The 12,096-nt window shown below is 63.8% G+C and carries 15 protein-coding genes, 1 tRNA gene and 1 other annotated feature; of the genes, 8 read left to right on the top strand and 8 right to left on the bottom strand.

Going from position 1 to position 12,096, the window contains the following annotated elements:
- The first annotated feature begins 48 nt into the window (after window positions 1-48).
- Window positions 49-975, top strand: a complete 927-nt coding sequence (gene coaA / locus CZ338_RS01420) for a type I pantothenate kinase (protein WP_087116771.1) — start codon at window positions 49-51, stop codon at window positions 973-975.
- A 21-nt stretch (window positions 976-996) separates the two neighbouring features.
- Here the strand turns inward: coaA and CZ338_RS01415 are convergent, their stop codons facing one another.
- From CZ338_RS01415 to mca, 3 genes are all read right to left on the bottom strand, one after another.
- A complete protein-coding gene (locus tag CZ338_RS01415) occupies window positions 997-1,761 on the bottom strand; it encodes an isoprenyl transferase (RefSeq protein ID WP_204211828.1) in 765 nt (254 codons plus the stop codon).
- A 108-nt stretch (window positions 1,762-1,869) separates the two neighbouring features.
- Window positions 1,870-2,205 (bottom strand): hypothetical protein, encoded by a 336-nt coding sequence (locus CZ338_RS01410; RefSeq protein ID WP_407919351.1) that lies wholly within the window; start codon window positions 2,203-2,205, stop codon window positions 1,870-1,872.
- Window positions 2,202-3,137 carry a mycothiol conjugate amidase Mca gene (gene mca / locus CZ338_RS01405; RefSeq protein WP_087116409.1) on the bottom strand — a complete coding sequence of 312 codons (936 nt, stop codon included), beginning with the start codon at window positions 3,135-3,137 and terminating at the stop codon, window positions 2,202-2,204. Before mca ends, CZ338_RS01410 begins: the two co-directional genes overlap by 4 nt.
- A gap of 81 nt (window positions 3,138-3,218) precedes the next feature.
- Here mca and CZ338_RS01400 point away from each other — a divergent pair, with 81 nt between their 5' ends.
- The 3 genes from CZ338_RS01400 (at window position 3,219) to CZ338_RS01390 (ending at window position 4,922) form a co-directional block, all read left to right on the top strand.
- Window positions 3,219-3,719, top strand: a complete 501-nt coding sequence (locus tag CZ338_RS01400) for a DUF4307 domain-containing protein (RefSeq protein WP_087116407.1) — start codon at window positions 3,219-3,221, stop codon at window positions 3,717-3,719.
- 76 nt (window positions 3,720-3,795) lie between these two features.
- Complete coding sequence (greA, locus tag CZ338_RS01395) at window positions 3,796-4,317, top strand: transcription elongation factor GreA (protein WP_087116405.1); 522 nt, start codon at window positions 3,796-3,798, stop codon at window positions 4,315-4,317.
- A 59-nt stretch (window positions 4,318-4,376) separates the two neighbouring features.
- Window positions 4,377-4,922 carry a hypothetical protein gene (locus CZ338_RS01390; protein WP_087116403.1) on the top strand — a complete coding sequence of 182 codons (546 nt, stop codon included), beginning with the start codon at window positions 4,377-4,379 and terminating at the stop codon, window positions 4,920-4,922.
- 261 nt (window positions 4,923-5,183) lie between these two features.
- Here the strand turns inward: CZ338_RS01390 and CZ338_RS01385 are convergent, their stop codons facing one another.
- The 4 genes from CZ338_RS01385 to CZ338_RS01370 all read right to left on the bottom strand — a co-directional run bounded on the left by CZ338_RS01385 (window position 5,184) and on the right by CZ338_RS01370 (window position 8,643).
- The gene (locus CZ338_RS01385; RefSeq protein ID WP_087116401.1) at window positions 5,184-5,609 is read right to left on the bottom strand and encodes an HNH endonuclease signature motif containing protein; all 426 of its coding nucleotides are present in this window, start codon (window positions 5,607-5,609) and stop codon (window positions 5,184-5,186) included.
- A 71-nt stretch (window positions 5,610-5,680) separates the two neighbouring features.
- A protein-coding gene (locus CZ338_RS01380; protein ID WP_143341226.1) for an IS3 family transposase occupies window positions 5,681-6,909 on the bottom strand; the annotation gives its coding sequence in 2 pieces (ribosomal slippage) (window positions 5,681-6,633 and window positions 6,633-6,909; 1,230 coding nt in all).
- Window positions 6,535-6,634: a sequence feature (AL1L pseudoknot), on the bottom strand. It overlaps the preceding gene by 100 nt.
- Before the next feature lie 31 nt (window positions 6,910-6,940).
- Window positions 6,941-7,576, bottom strand: coding sequence for a hypothetical protein (locus CZ338_RS01375; protein ID WP_087116399.1), 636 nt, complete (start codon window positions 7,574-7,576; stop codon window positions 6,941-6,943).
- Window positions 7,577-7,797: 221 nt separating this feature from the next.
- Complete coding sequence (locus tag CZ338_RS01370) at window positions 7,798-8,643, bottom strand: Bax inhibitor-1/YccA family protein (protein ID WP_087116397.1); 846 nt, start codon at window positions 8,641-8,643, stop codon at window positions 7,798-7,800.
- A gap of 115 nt (window positions 8,644-8,758) precedes the next feature.
- Between CZ338_RS01370 and CZ338_RS01365 the strand changes: the two genes are divergently transcribed.
- The gene (locus CZ338_RS01365) at window positions 8,759-9,754 is read left to right on the top strand and encodes a suppressor of fused domain protein (RefSeq protein ID WP_087116395.1); all 996 of its coding nucleotides are present in this window, start codon (window positions 8,759-8,761) and stop codon (window positions 9,752-9,754) included.
- 11 nt (window positions 9,755-9,765) lie between these two features.
- Here CZ338_RS01365 and CZ338_RS01360 read toward each other — a convergent pair.
- Window positions 9,766-9,839 (bottom strand) — tRNA-Leu (locus CZ338_RS01360).
- Between the two features lie 123 nt (window positions 9,840-9,962).
- Between CZ338_RS01360 and CZ338_RS01355 the strand changes: the two genes are divergently transcribed.
- From CZ338_RS01355 to CZ338_RS01345, 3 genes are read left to right on the top strand one after another with little or no spacing between them, the layout of a single operon-like run.
- Entirely contained in the window at window positions 9,963-10,619 is a 657-nt protein-coding gene (locus tag CZ338_RS01355) for a CPBP family intramembrane glutamic endopeptidase (RefSeq protein ID WP_087116393.1), read from the top strand.
- Window positions 10,620-10,656: 37 nt separating this feature from the next.
- On the top strand, window positions 10,657-11,463 hold the full coding sequence (locus tag CZ338_RS01350; RefSeq protein WP_087116769.1) for an ABC transporter ATP-binding protein: 807 nt from the start codon (window positions 10,657-10,659) through the stop codon (window positions 11,461-11,463).
- On the top strand, window positions 11,460-12,095 hold the full coding sequence (locus CZ338_RS01345) for an ABC transporter permease (protein ID WP_235839377.1): 636 nt from the start codon (window positions 11,460-11,462) through the stop codon (window positions 12,093-12,095). The genes CZ338_RS01350 and CZ338_RS01345 overlap by 4 nt, the downstream gene beginning before the upstream one ends.
- The last annotated feature ends 1 nt before the right edge of the window (window position 12,096 follow it).

Genomic DNA, 12,096 nt, shown 5'->3' with positions numbered 1-12,096 from the left:
CGGCCCTTCACGCAGAGCCACGCACCCACAGGTGCAACAATGGAGCGCATGCCGCGACCCGCTGACCCGAGCCCGTACCTGGATTTTCCGCGCGACGCGTGGCGCGAACGCCGCGCACACATGCCGCAAGTTATTGACGAAGCCGATCTGGAACAGCTCCTCGGCATCGGCGAGAGCATGGATTTGCAGGAGGTCGCTGACATCTACCTGCCGCTGTCGCGTCTCATCCACCTGCAGATCCGCGCGCGGCAGAAGCTCACGGCTGTCACGGAAACGTTTCTCGGGGAGAATCCGGGGCACGTGCCTTTCATCATCGGCATCGCGGGGTCGGTCGCGGTGGGCAAGTCGACGACGGCGCGCGTCCTGCAGGCGCTTTTGCAGCGGTGGGATTCGCACCCGCGGGTGGACCTTGTCACCACGGACGGTTTCCTACTGCCCGCCGAAGAGCTGCGCGCGCGGAATTTGATGTCGCGCAAGGGCTTCCCGGAGTCGTACAACCGGCGCGACCTGCTGCGTTTCGTCACCGAGGTCAAGGCGGGGCGCGATAACGTCAAAGCTCCCGTCTACTCGCACGACGCGTACGACATCATCCCCGGCGAGTACCAGGTGGTCGACCACCCGGACATTCTGATCCTCGAGGGCCTCAACGTCCTTCAGACGGGCCCGACGCTCATGGTGTCGGATCTGTTCGATTTCTCGGTGTACGTGGACGCGCGCACGCAGGATATTGAGAAGTGGTACATCGACCGTTTCATCAAACTGAAGAACACGGCGTTCCGCCGGCCGGGGGCGCACTTCGCGCGGTTCGCGGACTTGAGCGACGAGGCGGCTGCCGTGGAGGCCCGCCGGATTTGGCAGACGATCAACCTACCGAACCTTGTGGAGAATATTCAGCCGACCAGAGTGCGCGCGTCGCTCGTCCTCTCAAAAGCAGCGGACCATTCGGTTCAGCGCGTGCGCATGCGCAAAATGTAAGGAGCAGTCGCTTATCGACGCTTACTTCCCAAACCTCCTCGACCTCTGCGAGTAGTCCCTCAGCGCACGCAGGAAGTCGATCTTGCGGAAGGCCGGCCAGTACGTGTCGGTGAACCAGATCTCCGAGTACGCCGACTGCCACAGGAGGAAGCCTGAAAGTCGCTGCTCTCCTGAGGTGCGGATCACCAAATCCGGGTCCGGCTGACCGGAGGTGTAGAGGTGGGCGGAGAGGGATTCGACGGAGACGCCGTCGGCAAGCTTTTCTGCGGGAACTCCCTCCGAGACTTTGGCGTCGATGAAATTCTTCACGGCGTCCACGATCTCCTGGCGCCCGCCGTAGCCCACAGCGATGTTGACCACGATGCCGGTCTTGTCCTCCGTGGCAGCCGCCGCTGAGCGCATGCGGTTGGCCACCTTCTCCGGCAGCAGGTTGAGGTGCCCGACGAGGCGGATGCGCGCCTCGTAACCGTCTCCCGAGAGCTCGTCGACAACACCCGAAATGATGTCGTAGAGCAGCTGCACCTCTTCTTCGGTGCGCGAGAGGTTCTCGGTGGACAGCAGGTAGATGGTCACGACCTCGACGCCCATCTCCGCCGACCACTGCACCAGCTCCCCGATCTTGGCCGCCCCGACGCGGTGCCCGTGGGAGATGTCCTCGAAGCCGGCTTCGCGCGCCCAGCGCCGGTTGCCGTCCGCCATCACGGCGATGTGCTTCGGACGCTTCACGCCTTGGAGTTCGCGCTTCAACCGCTTCTCGTAGAGCGGGTACAGAAGTCGGTCGAGCATAGTCACGCGCTCCAGTTTACTCCGGTCGAGTGGTCGAGCCACCGCGATCCGGCGAGCCAGATCTGGGCACAACCGAGCCGGGCACCCCGCCCCGTTTCCGGGAGGTACCTAGAAAAACGTCTTCTTACGGCGGTCCAGGAGCCCTTCGGCTGCCATGGCTTCGTCGACAGCCTTCTCGTCGAACACGTCCAAGCCGCGTTCTTCCGCGAACCGCTTGCGGCGCAGGAAGCGCGAGTAACGGCGGTGGAACGCCCACCCGATTAGCAGGATGACCACCATCAGGCACACGACGATGAGCGCGCCGATCGGCTCTGCTTTGCCGAACTCCGGTCCGACCGGCGCGTCTTTATTCATCTGCTGTGCAAGCACTACAACCGCCTGGGAAGCCGAGGGGCCTAAAGCATCGATACCGAACGTCTCTCCCAACGTCGCTCCCAACGTCACTGTCGCTCTCCTTCACTTTCGGCAGTAGGTCCGGCAACTGTTTCGGCCTTCGCGTCGGCCGCTTCGGCGCTGCCGATGCCGGCGAACAAATCAGTCTCCGGCAACGCGGTCTGAACGCGGGTCTGCGCCAGCTCGAATTCCTCGGTCGGCCACACTTCCTGCTGGACTTCGACAGGGCTGGCCAAAAACGCGCCGGCCGGGTCGATTTGGGTGGCGTGGGCGGTCAGAGCTTCCGCGCGGTTGGGGAAATACTCGCTGCACTCCACCTGGGTAGTCACACGCCGCATGATGTCGGAGGCGTTCTCCTCCCAGCGCTTGAGCATGGGTTCGTAGGGGCTGGGCTTGCCTTCGTCGATAAGCCGGTCATGCAGAAGACGCATGCGCTGTGCCACGAAGCCGTGGCTGTAGTAGAGCTTCAGCGGCGTCCACGGCTCCCCTGCCTCGGGCACGAAGTCGGGGTTGCCGGCTTCCTCCCACGCGATCATCGAGATTGTGTGCACCATGATGTGGTCCGGGTGCGGGTAGCCGCCGTTCTCGTCGTAGGTGATGATCACATGCGGGCGGAACTCGCGGATCTTGGCCACGAGCACCTTGGCCACCTCGACGGGGTCCTCGAGGGCGAAGCAGCCCTGCGGAAGCGGGGGCAGCGGGTCACCTTCGGGCAAGCCGGAGTCCTCGTAGCCCAGCCATTCGTGCTCGACGCCCAGAGCTGCCGCGGCCGCCGCCATCTCTTCGCGGCGAATCTCCGTCATCCGCTCGATGATCCCCGGCTTATCCATCGCCGGGTTGAGGATGTCGCCGCGCTGCCCGCCGGTGCAGGTGAGCACCTTCACGCGGTTGCCCTCGTGGGCGTATTTCGCCATCGTCGCGGCGCCCTTGCTGGACTCGTCGTCCGGGTGCGCGTGGATGGCCAGCAAGCGGTATCCGGTCACTTAGTGTTCCACCTCTACTTGGGGTTAAGGTTGATCGCGAAACAAGTTTAGTACCTCACCCGACGAGAAAGAGCATCCACCGTGGCCAAGCCCGCTTCATCCCCGAAGAGCCGCGGCGAGCGCACCGGCAGCTCGCGCACCCGCTACGGCAGCACCGCCGCCACCCCCGCCGATGCCGCCCCGTCCCGCACGGTCGGCAAGATCATCGCTGTCGTCAGCGTCCTGTTTCTTGTGCTCATCCTCGTCTTCGTCGGCCGCTACATCACGCAGCGCCGCGCGGAACCCATTTCGGCGAGCCTCGTCGCGCACGAGCGTATCGACGACACCACGTCCCGCGTCTGGTTCGACGTCTCCCGAAACGACCCCGATGTCCCCGGCTACTGCATCATCACCTCCCTCAACTACGAGAGAGCCGAGATCGGGCGCCGCGACGTCGTCCTCCCCGGCGGCGGCGAGGAGCAGACACGCATGTACGTGGACATCCCCGTCCGCGACATCCCGGTCTCAGGCGGAGTGTACGGATGCTCCACCACAATCCCGTCGTTCCTCGACGCGGGGGAAGAGTACGTGGAGGCGAGGTAGGAGGCGTCGATAAGCGATGCTCATGTTACGATTCCGAACGTCTATTTAAACGAACGTGAGGAAACGAGCGAACTCCATGGCTGAAAAGCAGCAGCAGTACATCACCCCGGAAATGAAGGCGAAGCTCGAGGGCGAGCTGCAGCAGCTCATCGACAACCGCCCGGTGATCGCCGCTGAGATCAACGAGCGCCGCGAAGAGGGCGACCTCAAGGAAAACGCCGGTTACGACGCCGCACGCGAGCAGCAGGACCAGGAAGAAGCCCGCATCAAGCAGATCTCCGAGCTGCTGGCCAATTCCACCACCGAGCGTTCCGGCATGGTCGAAGGCATGGCCGTCGTCGGCTCCGTCGTACACGTCTACTACGACGGCGACGAGGACGATAAGGAGACCTTCCTGATCGGCACCCGCGCCGCGTCCACCGACAACAAGGACCTGGAGACCTACTCCGAGCAGTCCCCCCTCGGCGCCGCCGTCCTCGGAGCCACCGAAGGCGAAACCCGCACCTACACCGCCCCGAACGGCCGCGAGATTTCGGTCACGATCGTCTCCGCGAACCCGTATGATTCGGTTAAGGCCAAGACCCCGCGCGCGAACTAATCAAGCACTCAACGCTTATCGACGCTTCACCTAACCCCCAACCCCATAAGGACCCCGCAGTGACTACCCGCACTCCCCGCCAGGTTGCCGCCCTCGCTCTTGCTGCCGCCGCCGCTTTCGGCGTGACCGCCTGCTCCCCGCCGCACCAGCAGGACTCTGCCCAGAAGGTCGACACCGCGACCAGCCAGAACCCGAACTCCCTGCCGGACGCCGGCCAGACTGGGGGCACCGCCACGGCGTCCGCGACCAACGTCACCGACGCGAATGCGTCCGCCGAGGCCACCACCACCGCCGAGCGCGCCGCTGCGAATGCCGCCGCCGATGGCACCCCACTGTTCATCAACTGCGAGACCGAGGCGGAGCACAAGCCCAACACGATTGTCTTGAACTGCAAGGACAAGAACGACGTCGCCGAGAAGATCACCTGGGACGAGTGGACCGACGAGATCGCCCACGGCACCGCCACCCGCAACATCAAGGACGTCGACCGCGTCGTTGAGAACGCGCAGATCACCCTGTCCTCCCCCGAGGTAGTCAACGGCGCTCTCGTGTTCACCCAGGTTTCTATCGACGGCGCGAACGTTCAGCCCCAGACGACCTACTAGATCCTCCGGAGCTCCGATAGCGCGCCTTCGCCGCGTAGCACCCCTGCCCCGCCCATTGCTGATCCTTTCAGCCGGCGGGTGCAGGGGTTTTCTCGTACGCGGCGTTGTGGGCATGCTTGTAGGGCCGGTGGGCATGCTTCGCCCCCGGCCGTCCCGGTTGTCCCAGCTCGTGTTTCGGCTGTGCGTCTACTGCCCGCAGCTTCCAGCTATTTCCGCAGCTTCTGGCTTCCTCCCGCTACCGTGGTTGCCGTATGGTTCGGGTTATTCTCGTTGTTTCCCGAACAACAGGTGCATGGCACCGTATTGGTGGGTGGTGTTCGCCGCCGGTCGTCCCCTGGGGGATACCCATACCGGGGTTCCGGCCCTGATCTCGATGCGTCCCCGGTGTTTGTGGTCCGGGTCATCGTCGTTGGTGCGGTTGTGGTACCTGCACACCACCGCCAGGTTGTCCATGTTGGTCTGTCCGTCGCGTGACCACGCGGTGACATGATGCACCTCGCAATGATCCGCGGCGTGCCGGCACCCCGGCACCGGACACGTTGTGAGTGTTGCTCGGGCAAGGTCACGCTGCTTGGTGTTGGCGAAACGTTTCGTGTCGTACAGGTTCACCGCACCCGCCTGCGGATGGAAGATAGCTACTTCCAGATCCTCACCATGGAACCGGGCCAAATACTCCGCACCTGTCATGGTGGTGCCGTCAGATAGTCCCAGGATGGTGTCGTTGCCCTCACCCTGAAGCGTCCTGGTTTTTGTTCCGCTTATTTAACGCCCAACGTTTGAGCGTCTGATCGTTGATAGTAGGCGTCCTCCATCTCCTGTGGAGTGATATATCCCAGGGATTGATGAAGTCGCTGGTTGTTCCACCAGTGCACCCAGCGAAGGGTGGCGATCTCGACTTCACCGACCGATGCCCACGGCCGGTGGGGATAAATCAGCTCTGTTTTGTAGAGCCCGTTGACCGTTTCAGCCAACGCGTTGTCATAGGAGTCGCCGACGGTGCCGACAGACGGATCGATACCTGCCTGGGTGAGCGCTTCACCGTAACGGATCGAGACATACTGCGAGCCGCGGTCACTGTGGTGGACAAGCCCTTCTGAGCGAAGATCACCAGCGTGATACAGGGCGTGCTCAAAGGCCTCCAACGGCAGTTCATCGGTACGCATGCTCGCCCGAGTCGCCACACCGACGATCTTCCTGGAGTACACATCAGTGATAAACGCGGTGTAGGCAAAACCAGACAAGGTGCGCACATAGGTGATGTCAGCGACCCACAACCGGTGCGGCGCGGGTGCAGTGAAGTCACGGTTGACCAGGTCAGGGCGGCAATCCGGCACGTTGGCCCGAAGCGTTGTCATCGGTGTGCGGCCACGCCTGCGGCCTTGAATACCAGCTTGCTTCATCAAACGCGCGGTCTGATCACGACCGATGTTCCAGCCGGCGCGCTGCATAGCCTTCCACATCTTGCGGACCCCGTAGACGCTGAAGTTGTCCTCGTAGACCCTCACCAATTCAGGAATAAGCAGCGCATCTGACAAACTCCTCGCCGACGGCGCTCGTGCTTTCGCTGCTCGGTAACCGCGAGAGGTGATGAACCCACATTCTGTCTCTTTCAAGGTGCGACAGATAGCCTCGACCCCGAAGCGATCGCGATACGCATCGATGTATTCGATCATCTTCTGGTGGGACGGTCGAGTTCCGCCGCGAAAAAAGCTGACGCGGTTTTCAAGATCTCGTTAGCCCTGCGTAGCTCCTTAATCTCTTTCCGGAGCCGCTTCAGCTCGTCAGCCGCTGACTCGCCGGCGCCAATCTCAACATCGGACGAGGCCATATTCGGCTTCAACCAATCGTTGAGCGTGTGCGCTGGAATGCCGAGCTTTTCACCGATCTCTACGGCTGCACCCCATTTCGAACACCCTTCGAGCTCAACGAGATCCTCAGCCAAACGCACTGCCTTGGCCTTGAACTCGTCACTGTACTTCCTTGGCATGATTCCAATCCTTCTCTAGAAATGATCGGAACTAAACCCAGGACACTTCACCCCGCAGGATCTTGGTGTGCTCCTCAAGCGGGACCACCACAAGCGGGCGGGGCACAGCCTCGGCCACACCACCATCCCCTTTCAAGATCTCCGTGAGTGCTTCGTACATCTGCGGCCCTGCGGGACGATCCGGGTTCAGATCTCGTCGCAGGGCATACTCCAAGGCGGCGATGAAACTGTCGTCACCGGTGGCGGTAAAGGAACGTTTGCCTTTCTTCGGTGTGCTGAACCGGACCGTGGACTCCGGGGCGGGGGTGTCAGCACCCGGATCGGGGATGATGGTCTTCGCCCGACGCTTCAAGGTGTTGTAGTCCCCGCGCACCGACAGCAACGCGAGGCGGAGCCGCCACGTCTCACTTGCCGGTGTGACTGCTTTGAGTTGGTTTTCGATCAACACCAACTGATCCAGAGACTTCCCCGTCTCACGGGCAATGCGGATGGCCTGGGCCTGCTTCCGGGTAAACCGGGTTGCGCCGTAGTAGGCGTTGAAGGCGAGTTTCCAGTCGCGGACGTTGGCGGGGTTAGCACCGGCATCGAGAAGCACCTGGGCATCGAAATGCGCCAAGGCATCAACGGCGCTGCCGGTAGCGCCCACGTGGACTGCGAACTCGTTCATGCCCCACACGCTAAAACCCAACAACCACCAAGGAAAGGACACAGCCCGGAACCTGTGGATAACCGTGGTGACGTGTCAGCGTTCTGTGGATAAACGAAACCGAAAGACGTTCCTGACGTGCGCAAAAGGGCGGTTCCATGAAAGTGACGGGGCGTCGATAAGCATGAAATAGCGGCCCGCACCCGAGGTGCGAGCCGCTCAATCCGCTTGGATGTTGGTGGTTAGTTCCGGTTGAAGTAGGACAGCAGGCGCAGGATCTCGGTGTAGAGCCAGACCAGGGTCACGGCGAGGCCGAGAGCCACACCCCAGGCCATCTTGGCGGGAGCGCCGGTGCGGACAAGCTTGTCGGCGGTGTCGAAGTCCGTGAGGAAGCTCAGGGAGCCGAGGACAATGCAGAAGAGGGAGAAGAGGATGGCAATGGGGCCGCCGTCGCGAAGCGGGGAGCTGCCGGTGAAGATGAACAGCAGCAGGTTGCCCAGCGCGAGAACAGCGACACCGATGATGCAGCCGGTGACGATGCGCGTGAACTTCGGGGTGACGCGGATCGCGCCGGTCTTGTACACGAAGAGCATGCCGGCGAAGACGCCGATGGTGCCCAGGATTGCCTGGAAGATCATGGCGCCCGCATCCTCGCCGCCGATCAGGAAACCGGACAGCAGCATGGAGAAGCCGCCCACGAAGAGGCCCTCGAATGCCGCGTAGATCAAGGTCACGGCGGCGGAGCCGTACTTACGGCCGAAGGAGTGCACGAGGACGGTGATGAAACCGCCGATTGCGCCAACAAAGGTGAGCAGCATCGCCGCTGACTGGTTGACAAAGCCGACGCCGAAGTTCAGCACGGCGAACGCGACGATGACGGCGAGGGTGATGCCGGTCTTGGTCACGATGTCGTCGACGGTGATGGGGCGCTCGGCTGGGGCGCCGTAGCCCTGGCCGAAGTCGGGGGTCTCGCCGTACTGGGTCTGGCCGTACGGGGACTGCTGCGGGTAACCGGCCTGGGGCTGGGCGTACCCGTTGTTCTGCTGGGCCTGCGGGAGGCGCGTCAAGACGGGGTTGTTGGATTTCACGCTTCTTGGGGTCCTTTCTGTTCGTCCAAGCGGTGTTGAAATCGATGTTCGATCATACTATCCAACGCCCCACGGCTCCGTTTCGTTCCCGGTCGGCGCGAAATAGTATGGAGGCATGGCCAAGAGGTGGGGTTTCTTCGGGCGCGGCGCGGGCATGGGCCGCCAGACGGGCGGCGATCACTTGCTCGCCCACCTCGAGCGCGTCGCGGGCGCGGTGCCGGAGGAGATCCACGGCGAGCTCGCGTTTTCGGAGGACATCGCGGTGCTCGTGTACCGCTTCGACACACCTGTCCCCCACTTGCTGTACGTGACGTACGGGTTGTCGCGGACGCGGTCGTCGGTGCCGGTCGCGGGGATCCAGGACGAGCTCACCCTCCGCGTCCCCGACGAGCCGTCCCCGCCCGCGTGGCCTGTGCGGCGGCTGCGCGGGTTGGCGCGGTACCAGCGCGCGTCGGGCTACCCGATCGAGCCCGGCCACTACATGGATTTGCGGGTGCCGGTGTGCGAGGGGGCGTCGCTAAGCGGGTTCATTTTCGTGCAGGACCCGCTGGTCCCCATGCTCAGCGCACCGACGGGTCGGGTCCGCTTCATCGACGCCGTGCCAGTCACCGCGGACGAGCTCGACGCGGCGCTGCGCTGGGACCCACTCAAGTTCGCGGGCTTGCTCGGAGATGCGCTGCCGCTCGGCGTCGGCGCGCACAACAGGGCATCCTTGCTTATCGACGCCTCCTTCACCCACCCCCTCACCTCCCTCACCGAAGCAGACGGTTCCTCCATCGCGGCGGTGTCCTCGGGGTATTTCGCCGTCGATGCGACTGGCCGGATCGACTTGACCACGCACGCCGCCGCGCACCTGCTGCGGGCAATGAAGTGGCGGTTGGGGTATGACCGCCCCTTCGCGGTCGTCGGGGATGCGGCCTGGGCACGGTTCGTTCCCGCCGCGAATCCCGGCACCGAATACGGCGAGGACGCGGTATCAGGCCCGCACCTGACGGTGAGCGTGAACACAGCTCTGCGCCACGAGATACTGGCGGTGCTGGACTCCGAGCCAGGCACGTACCGTCTCACGTCAGCTCCGGTGACCATCCACGTCATTGACCCGGCGCGGTAAAGAGAAGAAAGTGCCCCCACAGGGACTCGAACCCTGACTGAATCGATTTTAAGTCGACTGCCTCTGCCAATTGGGCTATAGGGGCGCAGTCTGCAAGATTCTACGTCACGGTCGGCACGCGGCAGTAAAAAGCTCTGGCGCGTCGCCGCACCCCCGGCTGTTCCTGCTGTTCAGCGTGCACGGGGCAAGGCTTATACTCAGGTGCGACATGACACGAGAATCGACGACCTCATCTTGGTGGTTCCTGCTTCCCTGCGTGGTGGGTGCGCTGGGGCTGTTTTGCGCGCGGCAGGCCGGCGACGGCTCGCCGAGCTTCTACGCGCTGACCGTGTTCACCGCCTGCGTTTACGCCGCGGGCTGGCGGTTCTGGGGCTCGCGCGACGCGTTCGCTGGCCCGCGTGCGGTGCCACAGACTGCGCGCGGCGTCCTGCTCGGCGCGGCACTCGCCGTGGTCTTCTTTGCCGGCGCGCTCGTGGTCGCCCGAATTCCATTCTTGGCGGGCCCGGTGGCGGAGCTGCTGGACACTCCCAACCAAGGCGGGCTCGCACCAACGCTCGCTGTCCTGGTGATCAACGGTATCGGTGAGGAGCTGGTCTACCGCGACATGGTCCCGCGGCAGCTGCGCGCACGGTTACGCACTGACGGGGCATCCGCCGAGGTCAAAGTAGGTGCACTGTCCGTGGGACTCTACTGCCTGGTCACCATCGCGATGGGCGTTCCGCTGCTCGTCTTCGCCGCCGGTGTGCTCGGTGCGGTGTGCTACTACGAAGCCTCCCGGTCCCACCGCCTCTACTCCTCCATCGCGGTGCACCTGACGTGGAGCATCACCATGCTGCTCGTCATGCCGCTCTTCTTCGCCGCCTAGACCACCGGCAACCTGCGACCGCAGTACGCTGGTCATGGTGATCGAGTTCCGTAACGTCTCCAAGACCTACCCGGGCGGCGCGAAGCCAGCGGTGGAGGATTTCTCGCTGAGGGTTGAGGAGGGCTCAACAACCGCGTTCGTCGGCCCGTCCGGGTGCGGTAAAACGACGTTGCTTCGCATGGTCAACCGCATGGTGGACCCTGACACAGGCGCAGTGCTCGTCCGTGGCGAGGACGTGGCCGACTCTGACCCGGTGCAGCTGCGCCGCAGCATCGGGTACGTCATGCAGCACTCGGGCCTCATGCCGCACCGGACGGTCCTGGACAATATCGCGGACGTGGCGCGGCTCAACGACGCGGGCAAAAGGGACGCGCGGAAAAGAGCCACGGAAATGCTAGAGCTCGTGGGGCTCGACCGGCAGCTGAGCGGGCGCTATCCTGCGGAGCTTTCCGGCGGGCAGGCGCAGCGTGTCGGGGTCGCGCGGGGATTAGTGAATGAGCCGGATGTCCTGATCATGGACGAGCCTTTCGGCGCCGTGGACCCGGTCGTGCGGCGCGATCTGCAGCGGGAGATAGTGCAGCTGCGGGACACACTGGCCACCACGATTCTCGTGGTCACCCACGACATCGACGAGGCATTCTTCCTCGGCGACACCGTGGTGGTCCTCGGCGAACAGGCGCGGATCGAGCAAGCGGATAGCCCGGAGAGAATCATGGCGGAACCGGCGAATGAGAGGGTGCGGGGGTTCGTCGATACGCAATCGCGCAGCTTACGCACCGAGCGGCGTGGCGAGGAGACCGTCGTAGTGGATGCGGCGGGCCGCGTGAAAGGGGTGCTCCAGTGAACTGGGCGTGGCTCGCGGACAATGCGGCGATGATCGGCGGACTGGCGTGGCGGCATGTCCTGATCGCGCTGCCGGCGGTCGTGCTCACGTTCGTGTTGGCGGTGCCGCTCGGGTGGGCCGCACACCGCTCGGGACGGTTCCGCGAGGTGATCGTGGCAGCGACGAGTCTGATTTACGTGGTTCCGGGCCTAGCCATGTTCATTCTCATGCCGCTCGTACTGGGCACGTCGATCCTGTCGCCGCTCAATGTGGTCGTAGCGATGACGCTCTACGGCCTCGCGCTCATGGTGCGCAGCGCCGCCGACGCGTTCGACGCGGTGCCCGCGGAGGTGCGGCAAGCTGCGGTCGCGGAAGGCTATTCGCCGCTCAAGCGTGTCCTCGCGGTGGAATTCCCGCTGGCGGGACCCGGTCTCGTCTCCGGCATGCGCGTCGTGGCTGCGTCGACAGTGAGCCTCATCTCGGTCGGCGCGCTCATCGGGGTGGAATCGCTGGGCACGCTGTTCACCGAAGGCTTCCAACGCGCGTTTCCCACCGAGATCATCGCCGGGCTTGTGGGCACCGTCGCGCTCGCGCTGCTTTTCGACGCCGCCTTGAACCTCCTCGCCCGCCTCACCATGCCGTGGAGGTCCTAAC

The sequence above is a fragment of the Corynebacterium urinipleomorphum genome (assembly GCF_900155535.1).
GTDB lineage: Bacteria > Actinomycetota > Actinomycetes > Mycobacteriales > Mycobacteriaceae > Corynebacterium > Corynebacterium urinipleomorphum.
The sequence above is the reverse complement of the archived record's forward strand: the minus strand, read 5'-3'. Positions and strand labels throughout refer to the sequence as shown.

What these genes read in the sequence shown, in the direction of transcription:
- CZ338_RS01385 (WP_087116401.1), bottom strand. Translation starts at nt 5,609, where the DNA reads ATGACAGGTGCGGAGTATTTGGCCCGGTTCCATGGTGAGGATCTGGAA.
- CZ338_RS01365 (WP_087116395.1), top strand. Translation starts at nt 8,759, where the DNA reads ATGGCCAAGAGGTGGGGTTTCTTCGGGCGCGGCGCGGGCATGGGCCGC.
- coaA (WP_087116771.1), top strand. Translation starts at nt 49, where the DNA reads ATGCCGCGACCCGCTGACCCGAGCCCGTACCTGGATTTTCCGCGCGAC.
- CZ338_RS01355 (WP_087116393.1), top strand. Translation starts at nt 9,963, where the DNA reads ATGACACGAGAATCGACGACCTCATCTTGGTGGTTCCTGCTTCCCTGC.
- CZ338_RS01415 (WP_204211828.1), bottom strand. Translation starts at nt 1,761, where the DNA reads ATGCTCGACCGACTTCTGTACCCGCTCTACGAGAAGCGGTTGAAGCGC.
- greA (WP_087116405.1), top strand. Translation starts at nt 3,796, where the DNA reads ATGGCTGAAAAGCAGCAGCAGTACATCACCCCGGAAATGAAGGCGAAG.
- CZ338_RS01375 (WP_087116399.1), bottom strand. Translation starts at nt 7,576, where the DNA reads ATGAACGAGTTCGCAGTCCACGTGGGCGCTACCGGCAGCGCCGTTGAT.